Annotated in this window: 22 protein-coding genes, 2 pseudogenes and 1 other annotated feature; of the genes and pseudogenes, 1 reads left to right on the top strand and 23 read right to left on the bottom strand. The window is 53.9% G+C overall.

From position 1 onward, the window contains the following. Positions 1-8: 8 nt before the first annotated feature. From lonB to T260_RS134690, 23 genes and pseudogenes are all read right to left on the bottom strand, one after another. Positions 9-1,682, bottom strand: coding sequence for an ATP-dependent protease LonB (gene lonB, locus T260_RS134595; RefSeq protein ID WP_011232127.1), 1,674 nt, complete (start codon positions 1,680-1,682; stop codon positions 9-11). A 143-nt stretch (positions 1,683-1,825) separates the two neighbouring features. Further along, positions 1,826-3,091, bottom strand: coding sequence for an ATP-dependent protease ATP-binding subunit ClpX (gene clpX / locus T260_RS134600; protein ID WP_011232128.1), 1,266 nt, complete (start codon positions 3,089-3,091; stop codon positions 1,826-1,828). A gap of 230 nt (positions 3,092-3,321) precedes the next feature. Next, positions 3,322-4,608, bottom strand: a complete 1,287-nt coding sequence (gene tig / locus T260_RS134605) for a trigger factor (protein ID WP_014196455.1) — start codon at positions 4,606-4,608, stop codon at positions 3,322-3,324. A gap of 164 nt (positions 4,609-4,772) precedes the next feature. After that, the gene (locus T260_RS134610) at positions 4,773-5,753 is read right to left on the bottom strand and encodes a tetratricopeptide repeat protein (RefSeq protein WP_014196456.1); all 981 of its coding nucleotides are present in this window, start codon (positions 5,751-5,753) and stop codon (positions 4,773-4,775) included. A 196-nt stretch (positions 5,754-5,949) separates the two neighbouring features. Next, positions 5,950-6,543 (bottom strand): 3-isopropylmalate dehydratase small subunit, encoded by a 594-nt coding sequence (gene leuD, locus T260_RS134615; protein ID WP_023633493.1) that lies wholly within the window; start codon positions 6,541-6,543, stop codon positions 5,950-5,952. A 96-nt stretch (positions 6,544-6,639) separates the two neighbouring features. Beyond that, complete coding sequence (leuC, locus tag T260_RS134620) at positions 6,640-8,055, bottom strand: 3-isopropylmalate dehydratase large subunit (protein WP_023633492.1); 1,416 nt, start codon at positions 8,053-8,055, stop codon at positions 6,640-6,642. A gap of 20 nt (positions 8,056-8,075) precedes the next feature. Continuing rightward, on the bottom strand, positions 8,076-9,191 hold the full coding sequence (gene leuB / locus T260_RS134625) for a 3-isopropylmalate dehydrogenase (RefSeq protein WP_014196459.1): 1,116 nt from the start codon (positions 9,189-9,191) through the stop codon (positions 8,076-8,078). Positions 9,192-9,208: 17 nt separating this feature from the next. Further along, positions 9,209-10,261, bottom strand: a pseudogene (locus T260_RS0119705) (2-isopropylmalate synthase); the annotation flags it as partial. Between the two features lie 4 nt (positions 10,262-10,265). Next, a pseudogene (locus T260_RS1000000140460) lies at positions 10,266-10,889 on the bottom strand (hydroxymethylglutaryl-CoA lyase-like TIM-barrel protein); the annotation flags it as partial. Further along, the gene (ilvC, locus tag T260_RS134630; protein WP_014196461.1) at positions 10,876-11,901 is read right to left on the bottom strand and encodes a ketol-acid reductoisomerase; all 1,026 of its coding nucleotides are present in this window, start codon (positions 11,899-11,901) and stop codon (positions 10,876-10,878) included. The pseudogene T260_RS1000000140460 and the gene ilvC, both read right to left, overlap by 14 nt. A 102-nt stretch (positions 11,902-12,003) precedes the next feature. Further along, positions 12,004-12,522, bottom strand: a complete 519-nt coding sequence (gene ilvN, locus T260_RS134635; RefSeq protein WP_011232136.1) for an acetolactate synthase small subunit — start codon at positions 12,520-12,522, stop codon at positions 12,004-12,006. Next, positions 12,501-14,240, bottom strand: coding sequence for an acetolactate synthase large subunit (gene ilvB / locus T260_RS134640; protein ID WP_031212298.1), 1,740 nt, complete (start codon positions 14,238-14,240; stop codon positions 12,501-12,503). Before ilvB ends, ilvN begins: the two co-directional genes overlap by 22 nt. Positions 14,241-14,310: 70 nt before the next feature. After that, positions 14,311-14,577 (bottom strand) — a binding site (T-box leader). Positions 14,578-14,599: 22 nt separating this feature from the next. Then, entirely contained in the window at positions 14,600-15,499 is a 900-nt protein-coding gene (ilvE, locus tag T260_RS134650; RefSeq protein ID WP_011232138.1) for a branched-chain-amino-acid transaminase, read from the bottom strand. A 516-nt stretch (positions 15,500-16,015) separates the two neighbouring features. Beyond that, positions 16,016-16,522, bottom strand: a complete 507-nt coding sequence (locus T260_RS134655; protein ID WP_011232139.1) for a metallophosphoesterase family protein — start codon at positions 16,520-16,522, stop codon at positions 16,016-16,018. Continuing rightward, a complete protein-coding gene (locus tag T260_RS0119690) occupies positions 16,519-17,133 on the bottom strand; it encodes an XTP/dITP diphosphatase (RefSeq protein WP_011232140.1) in 615 nt (204 codons plus the stop codon). Before T260_RS0119690 ends, T260_RS134655 begins: the two co-directional genes overlap by 4 nt. Then, positions 17,130-17,900, bottom strand: a complete 771-nt coding sequence (gene rph, locus T260_RS0119685) for a ribonuclease PH (protein ID WP_031212296.1) — start codon at positions 17,898-17,900, stop codon at positions 17,130-17,132. Before rph ends, T260_RS0119690 begins: the two co-directional genes overlap by 4 nt. Positions 17,901-18,051: 151 nt before the next feature. Continuing rightward, the gene (locus T260_RS134660) at positions 18,052-19,125 is read right to left on the bottom strand and encodes a GerMN domain-containing protein (protein ID WP_020278127.1); all 1,074 of its coding nucleotides are present in this window, start codon (positions 19,123-19,125) and stop codon (positions 18,052-18,054) included. Between the two features lie 105 nt (positions 19,126-19,230). Then, positions 19,231-20,025, bottom strand: a complete 795-nt coding sequence (gene racE, locus T260_RS134665) for a glutamate racemase (protein WP_011232143.1) — start codon at positions 20,023-20,025, stop codon at positions 19,231-19,233. 9 nt (positions 20,026-20,034) lie between these two features. Then, entirely contained in the window at positions 20,035-20,478 is a 444-nt protein-coding gene (locus T260_RS134670; RefSeq protein WP_014196465.1) for a MarR family winged helix-turn-helix transcriptional regulator, read from the bottom strand. A 208-nt stretch (positions 20,479-20,686) separates the two neighbouring features. Then, entirely contained in the window at positions 20,687-20,911 is a 225-nt protein-coding gene (locus tag T260_RS134675) for a helix-turn-helix domain-containing protein (protein ID WP_008881129.1), read from the bottom strand. 233 nt (positions 20,912-21,144) lie between these two features. Next, positions 21,145-21,906, bottom strand: coding sequence for a succinate dehydrogenase iron-sulfur subunit (gene sdhB / locus T260_RS134680; RefSeq protein WP_011232145.1), 762 nt, complete (start codon positions 21,904-21,906; stop codon positions 21,145-21,147). A gap of 1 nt (position 21,907) precedes the next feature. Continuing rightward, the gene (gene sdhA / locus T260_RS134685) at positions 21,908-23,665 is read right to left on the bottom strand and encodes a succinate dehydrogenase flavoprotein subunit (RefSeq protein ID WP_011232146.1); all 1,758 of its coding nucleotides are present in this window, start codon (positions 23,663-23,665) and stop codon (positions 21,908-21,910) included. Between the two features lie 169 nt (positions 23,666-23,834). After that, the gene (locus tag T260_RS134690; RefSeq protein WP_011232147.1) at positions 23,835-24,443 is read right to left on the bottom strand and encodes a succinate dehydrogenase cytochrome b558 subunit; all 609 of its coding nucleotides are present in this window, start codon (positions 24,441-24,443) and stop codon (positions 23,835-23,837) included. 244 nt (positions 24,444-24,687) lie between these two features. Between T260_RS134690 and T260_RS134695 the strand changes: the two genes are divergently transcribed. Further along, complete coding sequence (locus T260_RS134695; protein ID WP_013144566.1) at positions 24,688-25,140, top strand: YslB family protein; 453 nt, start codon at positions 24,688-24,690, stop codon at positions 25,138-25,140. Positions 25,141-25,169: the final 29 nt, after the last annotated feature.

The following is a 25,169-nucleotide window of genomic DNA, read 5'->3' as shown; positions in this document are numbered from 1 at the left end:
TCCTTTGGCTAGACGAGCTTTTTCTCCGAGCGGTCCATAGCCGCTGGCAGCAGCGCGGGGCCGCGGCGGAGCGCCTCTTCGCCGAACACATGGACGAGCACTTCCTCGAGGCGGCGGACGGCGATGATTTGAATGCCGCTGACTTCGCCTAGCAACGATTGCATATTCTCAATCGGGATGATGACTTTTTTCGCCCCGGCTTGTTTGGCCGCTTTGATTTTGGCGAACACGCCGCCGACCGGTTTCACGCAGCCACGGATGCTGATTTCTCCGGTCATCGCGACCGTATGATCGACTGGCAGCTGGTAAATGGCGGAATAAATGCCGACTGCAATCGCCACCCCGGCTGAAGGGCCGTCAACCGGCACCCCGCCCGGAAAGTTGACATGAATGTCGTAGCGGTCCGCTGGCACGCCCATCGCCCGCAACACCGTAATGACGTTTTCCGCCGAGCCGCGCGCCATGCTTTTGCGCCGCACCGATTTTTCTGCACTGCCGATGCTTTCCTCCTCGACAATGCCGGTGACATTGATCAATCCTTTTCCTTTCGCCGGCAAGGCGGTCACCTCAATTTCGAGCAACGCACCGGTGTTTGGTCCATACACAGCCAGACCGTTGACGACGCCGACCGCCGGAGCGGAAGCGATTTTCTTCTCATAGCGCGGAGTCATTTGGCTCGATTGAATGACCCATTCAATATCTTTGTCCAAAATGTTTTCTCGGTTTTCCGTGATGGCCAGGCCAGCGGCAATTTGCATCATGTTGACCGCCTCCCGCCCGTTGCGCGCATAGGCGGCAAGGAGGCGAATGCCGCTTTCTGACACGTTTAAGCGGATTTTTTCCGCCGCCTTTTTCGCGATGAGGGCGATTTCATCTTGGTCCAACTCACGGAAAAATACTTCCAGGCAGCGAGAGCGAATGGCCGGAGGAATTTCGTTCGGCGTGCGCGTCGTCGCCCCGACAAGACGGAAATCAGCCGGCAGTCCATTTTGGAAAATATCGTGAATATGGCTTGGGATTTGCGGATTTTCTTTGCTGTAATAGGCGCTTTCAAAAAATACTTTCCGGTCCTCAAGCACTTTCAACAACTTGTTCATTTGGATCGGATGAAGCTCGCCGATTTCGTCGATGAATAAAACGCCCCCGTGGGCGTTCGTCACCGCCCCTTGCTTCGGCTGGGGAATGCCGGCTTGCCCCATCGCCCCGGCCCCCTGGTAAATCGGGTCGTGCACCGAGCCGATGAGGGGGTCGGCGATGCCGCGCTCGTCAAAGCGCGCCGTCGTCGCGTCAAGCTCCACGAACACCGCATTTTTCTTAAACGGGGAGAGCGGATTTTTTTTCGCTTCCTCAAGCACGAGCCGAGCAGCTGCCGTCTTGCCGACGCCGGGCGGCCCGTAAATGATGACATGCTGCGGGTTGGGGCCGCATAAAGCGGCTTTTAACGCCTTGATGCCGTCTTCCTGACCGACGATGTCGTCAAAACTTTTCGGCCGCACTTTTTCCGCCAGCGGCTCGGTGAGCGAAATCGAACGCAGCTTGCGGAGCTGTTCCATCTCTTTGCGCGACTCTTTATCAATCGAAACTTTTTGCACACGTTGCCCTCTTAGCAAATTCCAAAAATAAAGGCCGATGATGACCCCGAAAAACAGCTGGATGACCAGTACGATGTTCGTCCAATCCATGCCCCGATATCCTCCTGCCTTTAGATGGTATGTAGTATGATAGTATCTCCGCGAACTGGCGGGAATAAACAAAAAAAGCGCCGACCGGCGCCCAGGGCATGGGCGGCAAAAAAAGAAACCGCCGAAAAAAGGCGGTTTTCCCATCAGGCAGATGTTTTCCGTTCCAGCTCGATGACGGTGCCATCATGACGGATCAGCGTCGGCGGCTTTGTGCCGCGCACCGTGTCGAGCGTGATGATGCACTTTTGCACATCTTCGCGCGACGGCAGCTCAAACATCACATCGAGCATAATGCCTTCGATGATCGAGCGAAGGCCGCGCGCGCCCGTTTTCCGCTCAATCGCTTTTTTCGCGATTTCACGGAGCGCCGCTTCTTCAAACTCGAGCTCAACGCCGTCAAGCTCAAGCATTTTTTGGTATTGCTTCACAATGGCATTTTTCGGTTTCGTCAAAATGTCGATCAACGCCTGTTCGTCGAGCGGCTCGAGCGTCGTAATGACCGGCAGACGGCCGATGAACTCCGGAATCAGTCCGAATTTGAGCAAGTCTTCCGGCAGCACTTTCGACAACAAGTTTTTCTCGTCGACATCCGTCTGGTTCATTTCCGCGCCAAAACCGATCACTTTTTTGCCAAGGCGGCGCTTGATGATCGGCTCAATGCCGTCAAACGCTCCACCGCAAATGAACAAAATGTTCGTCGTATCGATTTGAATGAATTCTTGATGCGGATGTTTGCGGCCGCCCTGCGGCGGAACGCTGGCAATGGTGCCTTCTAAAATTTTCAACAGCGCCTGTTGCACCCCTTCGCCGGATACGTCGCGAGTGATGGAAGGGTTTTCCGATTTGCGGGCGATTTTGTCAATTTCATCGATGTAAATAATGCCTTTTTCCGCCCGTTCGACGTCATAATCAGCCGCTTGGATGAGCTTTAACAAAATGTTTTCGACGTCTTCGCCAACATAGCCGGCCTCTGTAAGCGAGGTGGCATCGGCGATGGCAAACGGCACGTTCAAAATGCGCGCCAATGTTTGCGCCAGCAGCGTTTTCCCGCTCCCGGTCGGCCCGATCATTAAAATGTTGCTTTTCGACAGCTCGACATCATCGATTTTGCTGCCGGAATTGATCCGTTTATAATGATTGTAAACAGCAACGGCGAGCGATTTTTTCGCCTCATCTTGACCGATGACGTACTCATCTAGAATTTCCCGAATTTCCAACGGTTTCGGCACGTCTTTAAATTCAAATTCCTCTTCATTGCCGAGCTCCTCTTCAACAATTTCCGTGCATAGCTCAATGCACTCGTCGCAAATGTAAACCCCCGGACCGGCAACGAGCTTTCGCACTTGATCCTGTGTTTTGCCGCAGAACGAGCATTTCAACTGCCCTTTTTCATCATTGAATTTAAACATATCATTCACCCCTTGCCAACGAAATCGCGCCTGCTTATGTATCCATTTCCGCCATCTCTTATGTCGTAAAAACGTATGTATTCGCTATTTTACCATAAATGTTCCTGAAAAAGCGAATGAAAAAACCGTTATCTGTTTAGAAAAGTTTGAAAATTGCCGCTCAGGCGCCATTGTTGTGGATAAAGAACAAGGCACGAACGTCTCGCGCCTTGTTCTTTCCTTAAGATATATTATGCCGCAACCTTGCTGTGCTCTACAAGAAAATCGACTGTTTTCCGCCATTTCAAATCTTCTTTGACGCCATCTAAGCTGCCGAGCAGCTCTTTCAGCTTGTCCACGCTCAGCTTGTAGGCTTCCGCCATTTTTTCGAGCTCTTTGTTTACTTCCTCGTCGGTTACTTCAATGTTTTCGGCCTTCGCGATCGCTTCAAGCGTCAACGCCGCGCGCACCCGTTTTTCGGCATCTTCTTTCATTTGCTCGCGCAACGACGCTTCATCTTGGCCGGAGAATTGGTAATACAACTGCAAGTTCAGACCTTGCATTTGCAGGCGTTGGTCAAATTCGCGAAGCATCCGGTCGGTTTCGTTTTTGATCATAACCTCCGGAATATCCATTTCGGCGTTGGCTGCCGCTTTTTCGACAACCGCATTGCGCAAGGCAGTCTCCGCCTCGTTCTTTTTCGCCTCTTCCAAACGGGCGCGAATTTTCGCCTTCAGTTCGTCAAGCGTTTCGACTTCTTCATCGACGTCTTTGGCAAACTCATCGTCAAGCGCCGGCAGCTGTTTCGCTTTCACTTCATGCACTTGCACTTTAAACGTCGCCGGTTTGCCGGCCAATTGCTTCGCGTGGTATTCATCCGGGAATGTGACTTGGATTTCTTTTTCCTCGCCGGCTTTCATGCCGACAAGCTGTTCTTCAAATCCCGGAATGAACGTTCCAGAGCCGATTTCAAGCGAATAGTTCTCCGCCTTGCCGCCTTCAAACGGCTCGCCGTCGACAAACCCTTGGAAATCGATGACGACCGTATCGCCGTTTTCCACCGTCCCGTCTTCTTTCACGACAAGTTCGGCGTAATTTTCTTGCAAACGTTTCAATTCGTTTTCGACATCTTCGTCCGTCACGGTTGTATCCATTTTTTCCACTTCAAGCCCTTTGTATTGACCGAGCTTGACTTCCGGCTTTACGGTCACTTTCGCTTTGAAAATTAAGCTTTTGCCTTTTTCCATTTGCTCAATGTCAATCTCCGGCATTGACACCGGTTCGATGCCTGCCTCTTCGACGGCTTTGGCATACGCCTCTGGCAGCAAAATGTCGAGCGCATCTTGATAGAGCGCTTCGACGCCGAAGCGTTTTTCAAACAGAACGCGCGGCACTTTCCCCTTGCGGAAGCCCGGAAGCGTGATGTTTTTCACCACTTTTTTAAACGCGGCGTCCAAGCCTTTGTTCACTTTCTCGGCGTCGACCTCAACGGTCAATACGCCTTCGTTCCCTTCAAGCTTTTCCCATTTGACTGACATCCTTGTTCCCTCCACCTGAAATCATTGCTCGGACCATAGCGCACTCCGCTTGTCCAGATCTTTTTATGATGCCCAATTATGTAGACAAGTATGCGAAAACAGATACATAGCACAGCCATTATATTATAACATACAACAGCCATGTTTCAACAGAGAACGAGCCATTAGAGGGAGGAAAGTTCCTCTATTTCGTATAGCTTTTGGCAAAGCGTTGCCATCTCCGCCGCCTCCACACCGTAGCGGTCGGCCAAGGCGGTCGCGTCAGCATCCAAGCCTAAAAACCGGCTCGCCATCCAATGGAGAGCAGCAAGCCAGGCCGCTGCATCCGCCGGCTCTGGCGGAAACGGGTACAACACATATGCATAGCGAAGCCAAATGTCCGCCGCCGTTTCATACAAACTCGGGCTTTCCGCCGCGAGCTGCTGTTCAAGCCGACCCAGCAACGATGAAGCAAATTCCGTTTCCGTCTGTTCGTCCAACGCTGACGGGACGACCTCCATGCAACGGCCAAATTTCTCAACCGTCACCGTTTCGTTGACTCGCTTCCCTGTCAACAGGCGAAGGAGCATCGTTTTCGCCATCGGGCTTTTTTCCGGTGCGCGTAAATATTGCTTGAGCAACGGCAGCACCGGCTCGATGTCTTCTTTTTCCAGTTGTTTAATCAGTTGCAGCTGCTCAGCAATGTCCCCGGACTCAAGCAGCCGTCTCACCCGCTTCCACTCCGCGGGCGGAAGCGTGCGGGCATTCATTTTTTCACTAAACCGGAGCAGCTGGTGAAGCTGTTCGCGCAGCGAAACGGATAACGACGGACGACGCAAGGCGTGGCGGATCACGGTTTCGGCCTTGCTGTATCGATTCGTTTGCAACAATATGGCAATATACATTTGCAACAGTTCACCGTTGCCCGGTTGCTCGTCAAGCAAACCGGCAAGACGCCGCTCCGCCTCATCATATTCCCCAAGCTCATAGCAACAGACAGCCAGCCCAAGCCGAACCGGAAAGCTGTGGTCGCCAAGCTGTTCGGCGGCGCGCAAAAAGCGGAGCGCTTCTTTATACCGCTTCGCCTCGAGCGCAGCAAACGCCTCTTCCATCAGCCGTTCTTTCGTTTGCGGAAACATGATGATTTTTCCTTTTTTCCCGGCCATCTTCGCCCGCTCCTATATGTGTTTACCACAAGTGTAACAAGTTTTCTTAGCCGAAACAAGCCAACCCTTTTTGGCGCTTGCTGCCGCCGTCCATTTTCTTCATCCTCCTATATGCAAAACAAAGAGGCTGTTCCTGCCAAAATAACGGCGGAACAGCCGATTTTTGCCGCCGCGCTGCACCGCAAAAAACAGACGCTTACGGCCGCGGGCTATGCTGTTGTTCATACGCTTGAATATACGGTTCATAGACAAACGTTAAATCAATTTCATCCCATCCCTTTAACAGCAACTGTTTTCGATACGGGTCAATGTCAAACGGACGCGAAAATCCTTCATCGTCAAATACCCGCTGTTCTTCAAGCGAAACCGTCAGTTCATAGTCTGCGCGCTCGCTTTGGCGCAGCAAGTAGCGGACATCCTCTTTATCCAGCCGGATCGGCAACAGCCCGTTTTTTAAGCAGTTGTTGTAAAAAATATCGGCAAACGATGGGGCAATGATGACGCGGAATCCGTAATCTTGCAGCGCCCACGGCGCATGTTCGCGCGATGAGCCGCAGCCGAAGTTTTCATCGGCGACTAAAATCGTCGCCCCTTCGTTTTCCGGGCGGTTGAGCTCAAACTCCGGATTTGGCGTGCCGTCGCTCAAATACCGCCAATCGTAAAAGAGAAACTGGCCAAAGCCGGTGCGTTCAATCCGTTTCAAAAACTGCTTTGGAATGATTTGATCGGTATCAATATTCGCACGATCGATGCCGGCGGTTTTTCCGCGATGGATCGTAAACGGCTTCATCGTCCTTTCCCCCTTCCGTTATGGATGTCACTGATGGCAAAGGAGCTCGGCTTCCTAGGATGCCGCGCCGCCTCTTTTGCCATCACGATCGTCAATTTAACAGACCGGCTCGGCTTCAAGCTGGCGCACATCGACAAAATGTCCGTAAATCGCAGCCGCCGCGGCCATCACCGGGCTGACGAGATGCGTGCGCGCCCCTTTTCCTTGCCGCCCTTCAAAGTTGCGATTCGACGTTGACGCACAGTGCTCGCCTTCCGGAATGATGTCCGGGTTCATGCCCAAACAGGCGCTGCAGCCGGAGTCGCGCCATTCAAAACCGGCGTCGATGAAAATTTGCGCCAACCCTTCCGCCTCGGCTTGTTTTTTCACTTGCTGCGATCCAGGCACGACGAGCGCCCGTACACCCGGAGCCACTTTTTTCCCTTTCACGATGCTCGCCGCCGCGCGCAAATCGCTGAGGCGTGAGTTGGTGCACGAACCGATGAAGACGTGCTGCACCGGAATATCCGTAATCGGCGTGCCCGGCTTGAGCCCCATGTACTCAAGCGCCCGGCGCACCGCGTTTTGCTCTGTTTTGCTTTCAAATTGCTCGGGATGCGGCACGACGCCATCGACGGAAGTGCTCATCGCGGGGTTCGTCCCCCACGTCACCATCGGAGCGATCGTCGACGCATCGATTTCAATCGTTTTATCGTATTCCGCCCCCTCATCGCTTGCAAGCGCCCGCCACCGTTCCACCGCCTTGTCAAACTCCTCGCCTTTTGGCGCATATTTGCGGCCGCGCAAATAGGCAAACGTCGTTTCATCCGGGCTGATGAGGCCGGCTCTCGCCCCAGCTTCAATCGACATGTTGCAAATCGTCATTCGCTCTTCCATCGACATGCGTCGGATCGCTTCGCCTGTAAATTCGATAATATAACCGGTGCCGATGCCAACGCCATAGCGGCCGATAATGGCCAAGATGACATCTTTGGCGGTCACTCCTTTGCCGAGGCGGCCGTTGATGCAGATTTGCAGCGTTTTCGGCTTATGCTGCCAAAGCGTTTGTGTAGCCAATACATGCTCGACTTCGCTCGTGCCGATGCCAAACGCCAAGGCGCCAAACGCCCCGTGCGTCGACGTATGGCTGTCGCCGCAAACGATCGTTTTCCCCGGCTGGGTCAACCCGAGCTCTGGGCCGATGACGTGAACGATTCCTTGCTCTTCGCTGTGTAGGTCGGCGAGCGGAATGCCGAACTCGCGGCAGTTGCGCTCAAGCGCAGCGATTTGGTTGCGCGCCACTTCGTCGGTAATCACAAATCGGTTAACGGTCGGCACGTTATGGTCCATCGTCGCAAAGGTCAAATCCGGCCGCCGCACCTTCCGCCCTTTTTGCCGCAATCCTTCAAACGCTTGCGGCGAGGTCACTTCATGCACTAAGTGCAAATCGATGTACAATAAATCCGGTTTGCCCTCCTCACGGTAGACGACGTGGTTTTCCCAAATTTTATCGATGATCGTTTTCGGCTTCATTGGCTTTCACCTCGCACGTCTTAGGCATAAACGGTCATAATTTGAGCAATGGCCGTATAATCCAGCACCGCCGCTTTGATTTCTTCGACCATTTCGTTCGTGGATACGATGCGGCCGCCGCTTGGCGCCAAGTCGGCGGTGCGCAAACCTAGGGCGAGCGCCTGCCACACCGCGTGCTCTACCGCCTCCGCTTCCGCGGTGAGCCCGAACGACAGGCGAAGCATCATCGCGGCCGACAAAATCGCCGCAATCGGATTGGCTTTGTTCATGCCGGCGATATCAGGCGCTGAACCGTGCACCGGCTCATACAAGCTCGGACCGGAAGCGGATAAGCTGGCTGACGGCAGCATCCCGAGCGAACCGGACAACATGGAGGCTTCATCGCTTAAAATGTCGCCAAACATGTTTTCTGTCACAATGACATCAAACTGCTTCGGCGCACGGATGAGCTGCATCGCGGCATTGTCAACAAGCATATGCTCAAGCGTGACGTCCGGAAACTGCTTCGCCACCTCTTCGGCCACTTCCCGCCATAGACGGCTTGACGAAAGGACGTTCGCCTTGTCGACCGAAGTCACTTTTTTCTTCCGCCCGCGTGCGAGTATAAACGCCATGCGGACGATCCGCTCAATTTCTTCCTTTTTATATAACAAGGTGTCCACTGCTTTTTCTTCGCCGTTTTCGACGACGCGGCCGCTCGGCTGGCCGAAGTAAATGCCGCCGGTCAGCTCGCGGACGATGACAAAATCGACGCCTTGCACGAGATCCGGTTTTAACGGCGAAGCGGAAACCAAACTGTCATAGCAAACAACCGGCCGCAAGTTGGCATATAAGTCGAGCTGCTTGCGAATGGCAAGCAATCCTTTTTCCGGGCGCAAATGCGGAGGGTTGTCATCCCACTTCGGACCGCCGACCGCCCCAAGCAGCACCGCATCGCTTTCTCGGCAAAGGCGGAGCGTTTCCTCGGGGAGCGGCGTCCCCGCCTCATCGATCGCCGCTCCACCGATCAATCCATATTCAAACGTAAACTCGTGGCCAAACCGGATGCCGACCGCTTTTAATACCTCGACCGCTCCGGACGTCACTTCTTTGCCGATGCCATCCCCTGGCAAGACGGCAATCCGATAGTTTCCCATTCTGAATCCCCCCGTTTTTATGGTGTTGCCACTTTCTCGTTTTCGCCGCGCATCGCTTCGATCATAAACACACGGTTGATGGCGTTGATGTACGCTTTCGCCGATGCTTCCAACACGTCTTGTGCAGTGCCGCGCCCGCTCGTCTCGATGTCATGGGCGCGCACTTTGACGAACACTTGGGCCAACGCATCGCGGCCGCCGCCGACCGATTCGATCCGGTAGTCAAGCAGCGTCACCGGCGTTTGGAAGCAACGTTCCAATGTATTGTACAGCGCCTCGACGCTGCCGGCGCCGGTCGCCGCTTCTTGGATTTCATTCCCCTTCCCGTCTTTCAGTACAACTACCGCTGTCGGAATTTGATTCGTCCCGTATTGCACTTGAATGGAAGACAATTGGTAAAAATCTTTAAAGTGGTCGAACTTCTCTTCGAAAATCAACGCGATTAAATCGTCGTCGGTAATGTCCTTCTTTTTGTCCGCCAATTCTTTAAAACGGACAAACAGCTGATTGATTTCTTCATCGGACAACGTGTAGCCGAGCTCCTCAACCCGGTTGCGAAGCGCATGGCGGCCGGAATGTTTGCCGAGCACCATCGAATTCGACGGCACGCCGACGAGCTCCGGCGAAATGATTTCGTATGTCGTTTTTTCTTTTAAGACGCCGTCTTGATGGATGCCCGATTCATGCGCAAACGCGTTTTTGCCGACGACCGCTTTGTTGGGTGGAACGACGACCCCGGTCAGCTTGCTGACAAGATTGCTTGTGCGCTTAATTTCCTGCAAATTGAGGCGCGTTTCCACTTGATAGTAGTCTTTGCGGATGTGAAGGGCGACAGCGATTTCCTCAAGCGCCGCATTGCCGGCCCGCTCGCCGATGCCGTTGATCGTGCACTCGACCTGCGTCGCTCCATGTTCAATGGCCGACAGCGAGTTCACCACCGCCATGCCCAAGTCATCATGACAATGAGCGGAGAGTGAAACCTTTTCAATATTCGGAACATTGTTTTGCAAATAGAGGAAAATTTCCCCGTATTCTTTCGGCGTAATATAGCCGACCGTATCCGGAATGTTGNGCCATGCCCAAGTCATCATGACAATGAGCGGAGAGTGAAACCTTTTCAATATTCGGAACATTGTTTTGCAAATAGAGGAAAATTTCCCCGTATTCTTTCGGCGTAATATAGCCGACCGTATCCGGAATGTTGATCACCGAGGCGCCGGCTTTGATCACTTCGGCGACGATTTTCGCCAAAAACGGCAACTCGCTTCGGCACGCATCTTCCGCCGACCATTGGACGATCGGGAAAAAGCGCTTCGCGTATTTCACCGCCTCAACCGCCGCTTCAATCACTTGTTCCGGCGTCATCCGCAATTTATGCACCATATGGATCGGCGAGGTGGCGATGAATAGGTGGAGCCGCGGCTCCGCGCCGCCTTTTAACGCCTCCCACGCCGCATCAATGTCGCTTCGGACCGAGCGCGACAGCCCGGTGACCGAGCATGTTCTCACCGTTTCGGCAATTTGTTTGACCGCCTCAAAATCGCCTTTCGATGAGGCGGGGAAACCCGCCTCGATGATGTCAACCCGCAGCCGTTCAAGTTGACGGGCAATTTCCAACTTTTCTTGCAAATTCAAGTTCACACCAGCGGATTGTTCCCCATCACGCAATGTGGTATCAAAAAACTTAATTTTTCGCACCTGGCACCACCGCCTCGATTTGTTTTGCCTTCACAAACGGCATCATGCTTCGCAGTTCGCGTCCGACAATCTCAATCAAATGCTCATTCTCACGCCGGTTGATGGCGTTGAACTCCGGACGGTTCGCTTGGTTTTCCAAAATCCAGCTCTTCGCGAATTTGCCGGTTTGAATGTCATCGAGCACCTTTTTCATTTCCGCTTTCACAGCGTCGTTAATAATGCGCGGGCCGGTGATAAAGTCGCCCCATTGCGCCGTATCGGAAATCGAATAGCGCATCCACGACAAACCGCCTTCGTAAAGGAGATCGACGATGAGCTTCATCTCATGCAAACACTCAAAATAGGCGACTTCCGGCTGATACCCGGCTTCAACGAGCGTTTCAAACCCGGCTTTAATGAGCGCCGTCAGCCCACCGCACAGCACCGCTTGTTCACCGAACAAGTCGGTTTCCGTCTCTTCTTTGAACGTCGTCTCCAACACCCCAGCTCGAGCAGCGCCGATCGCTTTCGCGTAGGCGAGCGCCGTTTCTTTCGCGTGTCCGGTCACATCTTGGTAGACGGCGATGAGCGCCGGCACGCCCGCTCCTTCCGTATATGTGCGCCGCACGAGATGGCCTGGGCCTTTCGGCGCAACCAAGAAGACGTCAACATGATTCGGTGGGACAATTTGGCTGAAATGGATGTTAAAGCCGTGCGCAAACACAAGCGCATTGCCTGGCTCGAGTTCCGGCTCGATTTCCTCTTTGTACACGGCCGGCTGCTTCTCATCCGGCAGCAGCACCATGACGATATCAGCCTGCTTCGCCGCTTCGCGGACTGAATACACCTCAAATCCGTCTTGTTCTGCCTGCTCCCACGATTTTCCTTTTCGCAGTCCGACGATGACGCGAACGCCGCTGTCGCGCAAGTTTTGCGCATGGGCGTGGCCTTGCGAGCCGTAGCCGATGATCGCGACCGTTTTCCCTTGCAAATATTGTTCGTTTGCATCCCCGTTATAGTAGACTTTTGCCATGATTACCCTCTCCTTTGTTCTGTAGTTTGACAATCCCTACGCTTGGCCGCCCCTTGTTTGGCGGTTCCATGAAGCAATCAGCGCTGTTTTGTATGATAGCTGTTAAATAATGAACGCCGTTTTCTGATTCGTCGTCGCTTTTTGCGCCCCGCGGGTGAACGCGGTCGTTCCCGTGCGCGCCACTTCCTTAATGCCGTACGGGCGCAATAGTTCAATCAACGCCTCGACTTTCTCCGGCTCGCCGGTCACTTGAATGACGAGGCTGTCTTTGCTTACGTCGACGATCGAGGCGCGAAACGGCTCGATGAGCGTGTAAATTTCCTGGCGGACCGCCGGAGGAGCGGCAACTTTAATGAGCGCCAGCTCGCGGGCGACGATCGCTTGGTCGGTGATGTCATTCACCTTCAACACATCAATCTGCTTGTTCAGCTGCTTAATGATTTGCTCCGCCGTCCGTTCATCGTCAACGTTGACGACGAACGTCATCCGCGAAATGCCCTCGATTTCCGTATGCCCGACCGTAATGCTTTCGATATTGTAATGCCGCTTTGTAAACAACCCGGTAATGCGGTTTAAGACGCCGGGGCGGTTGTTGACTGTCATCGTGATGATTCTTCGCATGCTTTCACCCCCACCATTTCATGAAGCCCTTTGCCGGGCGCCACCATCGGATAGACGTTCTCGTCGGCGCGGACATGGAAATCAAGCAACACCGGCCCATCCATCGCAAACGCTTGTTTTAACACTTCGGCCGCTTCCGCCTCCGTCTTCGCCCGCAGACCTGGCATCCCGTATGCTTCGGCAAGCTTGACGAAATCCGGCTGGTTCGGAATGAGCGAATGGGAGTACCGTTTGTCATAGAACAGCTCCTGCCATTGCCGCACCATGCCGAGCGCCTGGTTGTTGACGATGACGATTTTGATCGGCAGCCGTAGCTCCTGGATGACCGACAGTTCTTGGAACGTCATTTGGAAGCCGCCGTCGCCGACGATCGAAACGACCGTAGCGCTCCGATCGGCGAGCTGGGCGCCGATCGCTGCCGGAAGCCCGAAGCCCATCGTGCCGAGCCCCCCGGACGTCACCCACCGGTGCGGCCGGTTGAACTTGTAATATTGCGCCGCCCACATTTGATGCTGGCCGACGTCCGTCGTCACGATCGCCTCGCCGTTTGTCATTTCATAGATCATCTCGATCAGTTTTTGCGGTTTGATCGTGCCGGCTTCCGGCTCATAATGGAGCGGGAAGCGCCGCTTCCATTCATCAAGCTGCGTGAGCCACGCCGCCGTGTCCGCCGGCTTGCCTTGCTGGGCGATCAGCTCTTGCAAGGCGGCTTTTGCATCGCTGACGATTGGAATTTTCGTCGGCACGTTTTTGCCGATTTCCGCCGGATCGATGTCGATATGGGCGACGGTCGCTTTCGGAGCGAAATATTTTAAATTGCCGGTGACCCGGTCATCGAAGCGGGCGCCGATGTTGATGAGCAAATCGCATTCACACAGCGCCATATTCGCCGTATACGTACCGTGCATGCCGGCCATGCCTAAAAACAGCGGATGGTCGGCCGGGAAACCGCCAAGGCCAAGGAGCGTATGAATGACCGGAATGTTTTGCTGTTCGGCGTATTGCCGCAATTCATTGGACGCATTGGCGTGCAAGATGCCAGCGCCGGCTAAAATGACCGGCCGCTTTGATTGGCTGACCACCTCGACAAGCCGGCGGATTTGCCAATGGTTCGGCTGCGTCGTCGGCTGATAGCCAGGCAAATGAACGTCTTGATCGTAATCAAACTCCCCTTCGGCCGTCGTAATGTCTTTTGGAATATCGATCAACACCGGTCCGGGGCGCCCGGTCGTCGCAATGTGAAACGCCTCTTTAATGATTCTCGGCAGCTCGCTGATGTCGCGCACTTGGTAGTTGTGTTTCGTAATCGGCATCGTAATGCCGACAACGTCCGCCTCCTGAAACGCATCCGAGCCGATGACGCTCGTGGCCACTTGCCCGGTAAAGACGACGAGCGGCAGCGAATCCATCATCGCGTCGGTCAACCCGGTGACGATGTTGGTCGCTCCCGGGCCGGAGGTGGCGATGACGACCCCTGGTTTTCCAGAAATGCGCGCATATCCTTCCGCCGCATGGATGGCCCCTTGCTCATGCCGCGTCAGCACGTGGAACACGCCGGCTTTATACAACTCGTCATACAGCGGGAGCACCGCCCCCCCCGGATAGCCGAAGATGACTTCGACTTTTTCTTCCTTGAGCGCTTCAATGAGCATCAGCGACCCGCTCATTCTCGCCTTCGTCCTCGCTTTTTCTTGTTCCTCGACTTTCATTTTTGTCATCGTCGATCCTCCCTGTGATTTGTCATCCATATAAAAAACCTTTCCGCCCACGATGGCTGTCATTTCCAGCCAAAGGGGCGAAAAGGTTTCCTTTCCGCGGTACCACCCTTCTTCACGGCCGTGACGGCCGCCTCAGGAGCGGCCAGCCGAAGCCGGCCGCTCATTTTGGTAACGAGTGAAGCGCGCGTCTCCACTCGTCCAGCCCTACTAGCCGTCCGGCGTTCAGGCTGGCGCTCAGAGGTGAGTTCATCAAGCGGCAACATCACCGGTTCGCAGCTCCCCCGGCTCTCTGTGGATGTTGACCCCGCTGACTACTTATCCTCGTCAACGCTTTTTCGCTATCCACTTGTCATGGACGATCAACCGACATTGGCGTTCGTCGGATACACCTTTACTCCTTCGACGACCACGCGGCGGCGAAATTCTTCAAGCAACCGCTTGGTATGCGGTCCCGGCGTCCCGTCGCCGATCGTCCGGCCATCGACTTTAATGACCGAAATGACTTCGGCCGCCGTCCCCGTCAAAAACACTTCATCCGCGACATAGACATCATGGCGGGTAAACGGCTCCTCTTTCACCGTATAGCCGAGATCCTCCGCGATTTCGATGATCGCTTGACGCGTAATGCCTTCAAGCGCCCCGACATACCCAGGCGGTGTGTAAATGACGCCGTTTTTGATGATGAAAACATTGTCTCCCGAACCTTCCGCGACATAGCCTTGATCGTTTAAGATCAGCGCTTCGCTTACGTTCGCCAAATGCGCCTCGATTTTGACAAGCACATTGTTTAGGTAGTTGAGCGATTTGACTTTCGGGCTCAGCACATCAGAGCGGTTGCGGCGCGTCGCCACTGTCACCACTTCGATGCCGGTTTCATATAAATGTTTCGGGAAGAGCGCGAGCGGCTCGACGATAATCACGATTTGCGGCGTTTTGCATTTGTACGGATCCAGTCCTAAATCGCCGACCCCGCGCGAAACGACCAGGCGGATGTATGCATCTTGATAGCCGTTGCGGCGGATCGTTTCGAGCACGTGGCCAATCATTTCTTCCTTCGTGTACGGAATGTCGAGCAAAATCGACTTCGCTGAATTGTATAGCCGATCTATATGTTCTTCGAGGCGGAATACGTTGCCGCTATAGACGCGAATGCCTTCAAATACCCCGTCGCCATACAAAAATCCATGGTCATACACGGAAATTTTGGCGTTTTCTTTTGTCACAAATTCTCCGTTTAAAAAGATCCATTGTTCGCCCACTTCGGTTCCCCTCTTCCTTGATCAGTCAGCAGTTGCTTTGAACGGCTCGATCATTGTATTGAGTCGTTTCTCTTATTTGAAAATTATAATAATCCGAAACCTTTGCGCCGTCAATAACGTTTTTTGAAAATTCCGATTGGTCAAACTATTTGAATGCGCTTACATTATGATAGAATCAAGGTTTTGCCGATATAAAAAAATTTTTTCTTTCTTTGCCGTCTCATAGAAAACGCGCCCTTGAGCGCAGTTCGCTCCTCATTCGATATGAACATAACGGGCTCAAGGCGCGCTCATTTTTCTGATAGAAAAGATCCGTAAGCAACGTTCGCTTCTCACTCGGACATGAAAATGACGAATCAAAACGATGCGCCTTTTTCCACTTCATCTCCCCAAAACGAAAAAAGGCGGCCCAAACACAGGCCCCCTTTCCAAACACGCTATATGGCACTTCCATTTTGAAAGCGAACCTGTTGAAGCGGCCTTGCTTACCGTAAAAAAGCTGGCGGTTTTGCCGGCTTAGATAGAAAACGTTTGTTCCATTTTGAGAATAGGCTGTCCATCCACTTCATAAAACTGGACGTGCGCCCGTCCGCTGTCGACCGTCAGCACCGCGTACGTTTTTTCTTTTCTTCCGCGCGGCAAGGCGATGCTGCCGGGATTGATGAACAGCAACCCATCGATTTGTTCAGCACCGGCCAAATGCGAGTGGCCGAAACAAACGACGTGAGCCCCTGTTTCTTGTGCGCGATAGGATAAACGCAAAAGCGACGTTTTCACCCCGTATAAATGGCCGTGGGTGACAAACAACCGAACGCCGCCCACCTCTTCGATGCGCTCAGCAGGAAACGCGGCGAAATCGCAGTTGCCGCGTACGACGGCAAACGGGGCAATCTCGTCCGCCCCCACCTCCAACTCCGAGTCGCCGCAATGGATAAACAAATCCGCTTCATGGCGATGACGGTTGACAATTGCAGCAAGTTCGGCAGTCAGCCCATGGCTGTCGCTCACAATCACCGCCTTCATTCCGTCCGCCCCTTTCCACCGACGATCTCCTCCCACTGCTCATCGAGCTTCGTCAGCGCCTTGGCGCGATGACTGATTTGATTTTTTTCCTCGGGCGCAAGCTCCGCCATCGTTTTTCCCCGCTCCGGAAGGTAAAAAACCGGATCATAGCCAAAGCCCCCCTCCCCACGCGGCGCTTCGGCGATATAACCATCGCATGTCGCTTCGACAACGGCGGTCGGCCGCCCTGGGATCGCGACGGCGAGCGCACAATGAAAACGAGCCGTGCGCTGCTCCATCGGCACCCCGTCAAGCTCGCGAAGCAGCTTGGCGATGTTGCGTGCATCGTTTTTATCTTCCCCGGCATAACGGGCCGAATGAACGCCCGGCCGGCCGCCGAGCGCATCGACCACGAGCCCGGAATCATCGGCGATCACCGGCCGCTTTAGACGCCGCGACGCCGCTTCTGCTTTGAGCACGGCATTTTCCGCAAACGTGCTTCCCGTTTCTGCGACATCCGGAGCGTCCGGAAAGTCAAGCAGCGATTTCACTTCGACGCCCCGCTTGGCAAACAAAGCGGCGAACTCGCGCACTTTGCCAGCGTTTTTGGTCGCGATGACAATCTCCTTCACTCTGTGTCCTCCTCTGCCGCTTCTTTTTTTTCGCCGATGCGCGCCGCCCACTCGCCCAATGCGCGGCGCTGAACGGCGATGAGCTGCTCGATGCCTATTTGCGCCGCTTCAAGCAATTCATCGAGCTCGGCGCGTGAAAAAACCGCTTCCTCTCCGGTCCCTTGAATCTCAACAAATTGACCGGCTCCGGTCATGACGACGTTCATATCCACTTTCGCCCGCGCATCCTCGTTGTAATCTAAATCAAGAATCACCCCATGCTCCGGATCGATGCCGACCGAGGTAGCGGCGAGAAAATCGCGGATCGGAAGCGCCTCGAGCCTCCCTTCTTCCACCAGTTTGGCAAGCGCCAACACAAGCGCCACATACGCACCGGTGATCGACGCCGTCCGCGTTCCGCCATCCGCCTGAATGACGTCGCAATCGATCCAAATGGTCCGCTCACCAAGCTGTTCAAGATCAACAACCGAGCGAAGCGCACGGCCGATTAAGCGCTGAATTTCCAGCGTCCGCCCCGACACTTTTCCTTTGCTCGCTTCCCTCACATTCCGCTGCTCTGTCGCCCGCGGCAGCATCCCATATTCGGCCGTAATCCATCCTTTGCCGCCGCCGCGCATAAACGACGGCACTTTCTCTTCGACCGTCGCCGTGCAAATGACTTTCGTGTCGCCGACTTCAATGAGCACCGACCCTTCAGCGTGCTTCATGTAATGCGGGTGTATATGTACAGGGCGCAGCTCGCAACTGCTTCGTCCGTCCGCTCTCATCAACTGAGTCCTCCTTTTCTCCATCTTCAACGGAATGCCAGACGCCGCATTTCTTTCCACCTAGCGAAAAAAAGAAAGAGGCGGAATACGTTTCCACCTCTTTGTTATACCATAACGTCCTATTCGTTTCCAGCCTGTCAGCACCAACCGGTTAAAATGTCCCGGTATTGACGTTTTGCGGCCGAGCGACCGGTTTGGTGAGCGGCTTGCCGTCTTCCGTGACAAGATTGGCTTTGCCATTGACTGTGATCGCCACGCTTTCGACTCCTTTTTGCTCAGTGAGCGACAAAACGAGGGAATTCAACACGACGTCGGAAATGACATTTTTCTTGTTGCTTCCATAAATGCCTTCGTTAAAGTTGAGCGTCACTTTGCCATCCTCATATTTCGGGGCATCGACAAGCTTCGCGTCCGGCTGAAAGACGCCGACAAGCCCGCTCCCTTGCTCTGGTCCTTGAATCAGTTCGTTGACGGCCGCGGCAATATCATCTTTCTCCTTATTGGACACACGCCGTGTCACCGGCACATAGTATGTGCTGTTCCCTTGTTGGGCGACAAAATAAACGGTGACTGGATGCGTATTCGTAATGTCTGGCACGCCGCTCGCTTCCATATTGATGCCGTCGGCGCGGCTTACCCCATCTTGAATCGGTGTTTTATTGACCGGCATCACGTTTTGATCGTAACCGTTGATGCGGATTTTGACGCGCTTGATATTGTCAAATTGCGTCAACGTCCACGTAATGGACTGCAAAATTCGTTTTTCGTCCTCCGGCTTATAGTTTTTAAATTCCGGAGAAAAGTCGGCGATCAACGTTCCGTCTTTTTCCAATTTTGTGCCAAGCACCGTCGTTCCGGCCGGAATGACCGCGCGGAAGCCGTTCGGCAACATTTCTGACACAGGTCCGTCTTCAACCAAATATTCGAGTACTTGTTTCGCCACGGCCTGCGTTTTCGGCAATTCCACTGTTTGCGGCACGACAAAGCCGTTTTTGTCAATCAAGTACAGCTCTCTTTTCACCGTCTCGGTGGCCTTCGCTTTCTCCTTCCCTTCCTTTTGGCTTTCCGTCGCTTCCTGAAGCGCTTGGCCGTCTTTGACATAACTCGTCTCTTGCGGCGGATCAATCTCCTTCACCGCCTCATCTCGCCCAAACAAACCGCAGCCGCCAAGCAACAACAGCGAGGCGAGCAGCGGCGCCGCCCATATGTGAGTCGTCCGTTTCATTGACGTTCCCTCCTACTCGTAGTTTGTACTACTATGTATACGAGCCGTTTTCCAAAATAGAATAAAAAAAATCCTTTAGCGCATGGACGCTAAAGGATTTGTTGGTTACAGCCGAATCGCTTCGACCGTGCCGATCGGCTTGCCAAACCACTTCCCGGAAATCTTTTCAAACAGCTCTTTCGGCCCAGTCGTGAAAAACAAATGCTCCGGTTCGCGCTCGCCGGTGTAAAGGAGCTGGCTGTGATGCAAAATCGCGCTCACTTCACGAGCTGTCTCACCGCCTGAGCAAATGAGCTTCACGCGTTTGCCCATATACGTGCGAATGAGCGGCGCGAGCAACGGATAATGCGTGCAACCTAAAATCAGCACATCGATCGGCAGCGGTCGGAGCGGAGCGAGAGATTCGGCGACGATCGCCATCGCCTCCTGCCCTTCAAAGTCGCCGCTTTCCACCAGCGGAACGAATTTCGGACAGGCCAAGCTCTCGACTTGGACGCGCGGATTGATGGATTGAAGCGCCTTTTCATACGCCCGGCTTCGGATCGTGCCAATCGTGCCGATGACGCCGATGTGCCCGCGCCTAGTCGCTTTCAGGGCGGCGCGAGCGCCGGGATGAATGACGCCAAGCACAGGAATGTCAAGCTTCGCCCGCACGTCGTCAAGCGCGACCGCCGTCGCGGTGTTGCAGGCGATAACAAGCATTTTCAAGGGATATTGCCGCAAGTAATCAATCATTTGCCACGTAAATCGACGGACTTCTTCCACCGGCCGCGGCCCGTACGGGCAACGGGCGGTGTCGCCTAAGTAAATAATTTGTTCTTTCGGCAGCTGCCTCATAATTTCTTTGGCGACGGTCAAACCGCCGACTCCTGAGTCAATGACACCAATTGCTCTTTCCAAGTGATCGCCTCATTCTTTCGTCATTTCTTGATGCAATTTGCGCAAACAACGCTCAAAGACGACGATTTCCTCGTCTGAAAAGCTTTCAAGCACGCTCGCTAGATCGCGCTGGCGTTTCTCAATCACTTCTTCGATAATGCGCTCCCCTTTTTCAAGAAGGCGAATGCGGACGACGCGGCGGTCGTGTTCATCGCGGACTCTGGCGACAAGTCCGTTCCGCTCCATGCGGTCGACCAAGTCGGTCGTCGTGCTGCACGCCAAATACATTTTGTTCGATAACTCGCCGACCGTCAAGTCCCCTTCTTCAAGCAGCCACTGCAGGGCGACAAATTGCGGTGGGGTGATCGGATAGTTGGTTAAAATTTCACGGCCGCGCTGTTTCAAATTTGCGGCGATATAGCGAAGCAATTTTTCCAACTCGGCGACCGTTCTTTCATTCATCGCAGACGGCATACCATCTCTCCTTGATCGTTTCCGCGGCCAGCCTCAAACGGCGGCTTGCGCCGACAGCTATTCTTACTTTTCATTTTACAACACCGGCAAAGATAATCAACAAAAAAATGCGGCGGCCGCCGCGGACGAAGGCCGGACGGGCGCCAAGCCTCGTCCGGCCGCAAGGGAACATAACAGCCGGCTGTCCAACAAGGAAAGCCGGCATCGTTTATAGTTCAAGTTCGCCCATTCGAAGCAATTCAATGACAGCTTGCGAGCGCCCCTTGACCCCAAGCTTTTGCATCGCATTCGAAATATGGTTGCGGACCGTTTTCTCGCTGATAAACAGCTCTTTGGCGATCTCTTTCGTCGTCTTGTCTTGCACGAGCAATTCGAAGACTTCTTTTTCTCTTTTTGTCAAAAGCGGCTTCGATTGAAACGATTTGTCCTTCAACGGTTGTAACCCTCCTTGCTCTCAATGGGCCCGAACTGCCGGATGGGTATTTCCTCGCCATATCGTATGTGAGAGCAAGAGCGGCGGTGACGAAAATTTGCTTATCTAATAGAAAAATGGGTCTTTTTTTTCTTCATCTTTCGGTTCGCCGGAGACGGTTGGCTGCCGCTTGTCCAGAAAAACAAAAAATCCCCCTCATGTCTATTCGAATGAAGGGGATTTTGATTCTGCCGCTACACTTCGTCGCTGCCAAAGAAATCGCGGAACATTTGAATCGTCGTTTCGCGGTTTAACGCCGCGATCGATGTCGTCAACGGAATGCCCTTCGGGCACGATTGCACGCAGTTTTGCGAGTTGCCACAGTTGGCCAGTCCGCCGTCGCCCATAATCGCCCGCAGCCGTTCGGCTTTATGCATCGCCCCGGTCGGGTGGGCGTTAAACAGCCGCACTTGCGACAGCGGCGCCGGGCCGATAAAGTTCGACTTGCTGTTGACGTTCGGGCACGCTTCGAGGCAGACGCCGCATGTCATGCATTTTGACAGCTCGTACGCCCATTGCCGCTTCCGCTCTGGCATGCGCGGCCCCGGACCCAAATCGTACGTTCCGTCGATCGGAATCCATGCTTTCACTCGCTTCAACGCGTCAAACATCCGGCTCCGATCGATGACCAAGTCGCGGATGACAGGGAATGTGCGCATCGGCTCAAGGCGGATCGGCTGCTCGAGTTTGTCAATGAGCGCGGCGCACGCCTGGCGCGGTTTGCCGTTAATGACCATCGAACAGGCTCCGCATACTTCTTCCAGACAGTTCATTTCCCAAGCGACCGGCGTCGTTTTTTCCCCTTTGGCGTTGACTGGATTGCGGCGAATTTCCATGAGCGCCGAAATGACGTTCATGTTCGGGCGGTACGGAATGACAAACTCTTCTTCATACGGCGCGGAATCCGGACGATCTTGGCGCGTGATGATCAAACGAACCGTTTTGTTCTCGCTCATCTTACTTCACTTCCTCTTTCTTTTTGCTGTAGTCGCGCTTGCGCGGTTTAATCAACGAGACGTCAACGTCTTCATAATGGAACGCCGGACCATCTGGCGTGTAGCGGGCCATCGTCGTTTTCAGCCACTCTTCGTCATTGCGCTCCGGAAACTCCGGCTTGTAGTGCGCCCCACGGCTTTCATTGCGATGGTAAGCGCCAAGCGTAATGACGCGGGCGAGCTGCAGCATGTTGTACAGCTGGCGGATAAACGTCGCTCCTTGGTTGCTCCATCTCGACGTGTCGGTGACGCTGATGTTTTTGTACCGCTCCATCAGCTCTTGAATTTTCTCATCCGTCTTCAGCAACCGGTCGTTGTAGCGGACGATCGTCACGTTCGCCGTCATCCATTCACCGAGCTCTTTATGCAGCACATAGGCGTTTTCCGTGCCGTCCATCGCCAAAATGTTCTCCCATTTTTCCTGCTCCCGTTTCACATAGCTGTCGTATAACGTCGACGGCATCGCATCCGCCGATTTCTCGAGGCCGCGGATGTAGCGGACGGCGTTCGGGCCGGCGACCATTCCGCCGTAAATCGCCGACAGAAGCGAGTTTGCCCCGAGGCGGTTCGCGCCGTGAATCGAATAGTCGCACTCGCCGGCAGCAAACAACCCTTTGATGTTCGTCATTTGGTCATAGTCGACCCATAAGCCGCCCATCGAGTAGTGAACGGCCGGGAACACCTTCATCGGCACTTTGCGCGGGTCTTCGCCCATGAACTTCTCGTAAATTTCGATAATGCCGCCGAGCTTAACATCCAACTCTTTCGGATCTTTATGTGACAAATCCAAATACACCATGTTTTCGCCGTTGATGCCGAGCTTCAAATCGACGCAGACGTGGAAAATTTCCCGTGCGGCGATGTCGCGCGGCACCAAGTTTCCGTAAGCCGGATATTTTTCCTCAAGGAAGTACCACGGTTTCCCGTCTTTATACGTCCAAATGCGTCCGCCTTCCCCGCGCGCCGATTCGCTCATAAGGCGGAGCTTGTCATCGCCCGGAATGGCGGTCGGGTGAATTTGGATGAACTCGCCGTTCGCGTAGTAAACGCCTTGCTGATAGGCGATCGAAGCCGCTGAACCAGTGTTGATGACCGAGTTCGTCGATTTCCCAAAAATGATCCCCGGGCCGCCGGTCGCCAAAATGACGGCATCGGCTGGAAACGCTTTGATTTCCATGGACCGCAAATCTTGTGCGACGATGCCGCGGCAGATTTGCTCGTCATCCAAAACGACGCCTAAAAACTCCCAATGCTCGTACTTCGTGACGAGCCCGGCCACTTCATGGCGGCGCACCTGTTCATCAAGTGCATACAAAATTTGTTGGCCAGTCGTGGCTCCAGCATAGGCGGTCCGGTGATGCTGCGTCCCCCCGAAACGACGGAAATCAAGCAACCCTTCCGGCGTCCGGTTGAACATGACGCCCATCCGATCGAGCATGTAAATAATCCCCGGCGCCGCTTCACACATCGCTTTGACCGGAGGCTGGTTCGCCAAGAAGTCCCCGCCATAGACGGTGTCGTCAAAATGCTCCCACGGCGAGTCGCCTTCCCCTTTCGTGTTGACCGCTCCGTTAATGCCGCCTTGGGCACAGACGGAGTGAGAACGCTTTACCGGAACGAGCGAAAACAGTTCGACAGGCACTCCTGCTTCGGCGATTTTAATCGTGGCCATCAAACCGGCCAGCCCACCGCCAACAACGATGATTTTCCCTTTTTTCATAGCTACTCACTCCCTAATAGATTGCTGCTTTTGCTTGCATGCCGCACGTTTTGCCTTGCCGGCCCGCCATCGACCAAGCGATCGTTCGGCGAACGGCTAAGACGCGATCTGTCACGAGCCAACGCAGCAGTTCATCGTCGAATCATTCCCTAGGAATGGAACGCTTGTCTTACGCAAACGCCAAGATGGCGCGAATGCCGACAATGGAAAGCGCGATGAAAATGATCATCGTAATGTACGTAAATACTTGCTGCGAACGAGGGGACACCGTCAACCCCCAGCTGACGCAGAACGACCATAAGCCGTTGGCGAAGTGAAAGACCGTGGACAAGATTCCAACAATATAAAATCCGAGCATAAACGGATTGTCGACAATGTTGGCCATCATATCGTAGTTCACTTCGGCGCCGAATGCGGCTTGCACCCGCGTTTCATACACATGCCAGACGACAAAAATCAATGTAATGATGCCGGTGATCCGCTGAAGCATGAACATCCAGTTGCGAAAATAGCCGTACTGGCGAGTGTTGAATTTGGCTGTAAACGCGATATAAATGCCGTATACAGCGTGGAACAACAATGGAAGGAAAATAACAAAAATTTCAAGAAAATAGCGGAACGGCAAGTTTTCCATAAACGCCGCCGCCCGGTTAAACGCTTCCGGCCCACGGGTCGCAAAATGGTTGACGACCAAGTGCTGCACTAAAAAGATGCCGACGGGAACAACCCCCAGCAGCGAATGGAGCCGGCGATAGTAAAACTCGCGATTCCCTGCCATTATGTAAACCCCCTTCAATTGAATAAAAAATATGTCCCTCTCGCTCGCCATGCGGAAACGAAAACGCCTTCCATTCCCTTATTCGCTTTGTCACATTCATTGTACTCCCACATTGTACAAGCGTCAAGAAAACACTGCCACAAAATGTTCAAACATTCTCATAGTTGCGCCACCTTAGGAAAGAGGATGCACTCCGGCAGCAATTCAGCTATAATGGGGAAATGGATAGAAAGAGGGGAAAACGATGAAACAGCCACCATTAGAGGATCAATATCAAATGTTTGGGTCGATTGCGCTTTCCGCATTCGGGGCTGAGCTGCTTCGCCATTCGCTTCTTCCCGAGCTGCTTGGCAAAGATGCCGCTTCGCTGCTGTACTGGGCCGGCAAACAGCTGGCACGGCGCTACCCGCTCGGAACGCTCGATGACGTCGCCGTATTTTTTGAACGGGCGGGCTGGGGGGAGCTATCAACCGGCGAAGAGCGAAACGACGAACTATATATCGAGCTGTCAGGCCCCATCATCGCCGCCCGCTTTTCCTTGTACGGCAGCTGCTCGTTCCAGCTTGAGGCTGGATTTCTCGCCCAGCAAATCGAACAACAAAAGCGGTTCGTCACCGAAGCGGTCGAACTGCCGCCAAAGCGGGACGGCAAAGCGCGCATTTTGGTGAAATGGGATCGGAAGCAGGCGATCGAATGAAATGTAGGCAACAGGCGCCCGCTCGCAAA

Origin of the sequence: Geobacillus thermopakistaniensis (assembly GCF_000498995.1) — a bacterium.
GTDB lineage: Bacteria > Bacillota > Bacilli > Bacillales > Anoxybacillaceae > Geobacillus > Geobacillus thermoleovorans.
The sequence above is the reverse complement of the archived record's forward strand: the minus strand, read 5'-3'. Positions and strand labels throughout refer to the sequence as shown.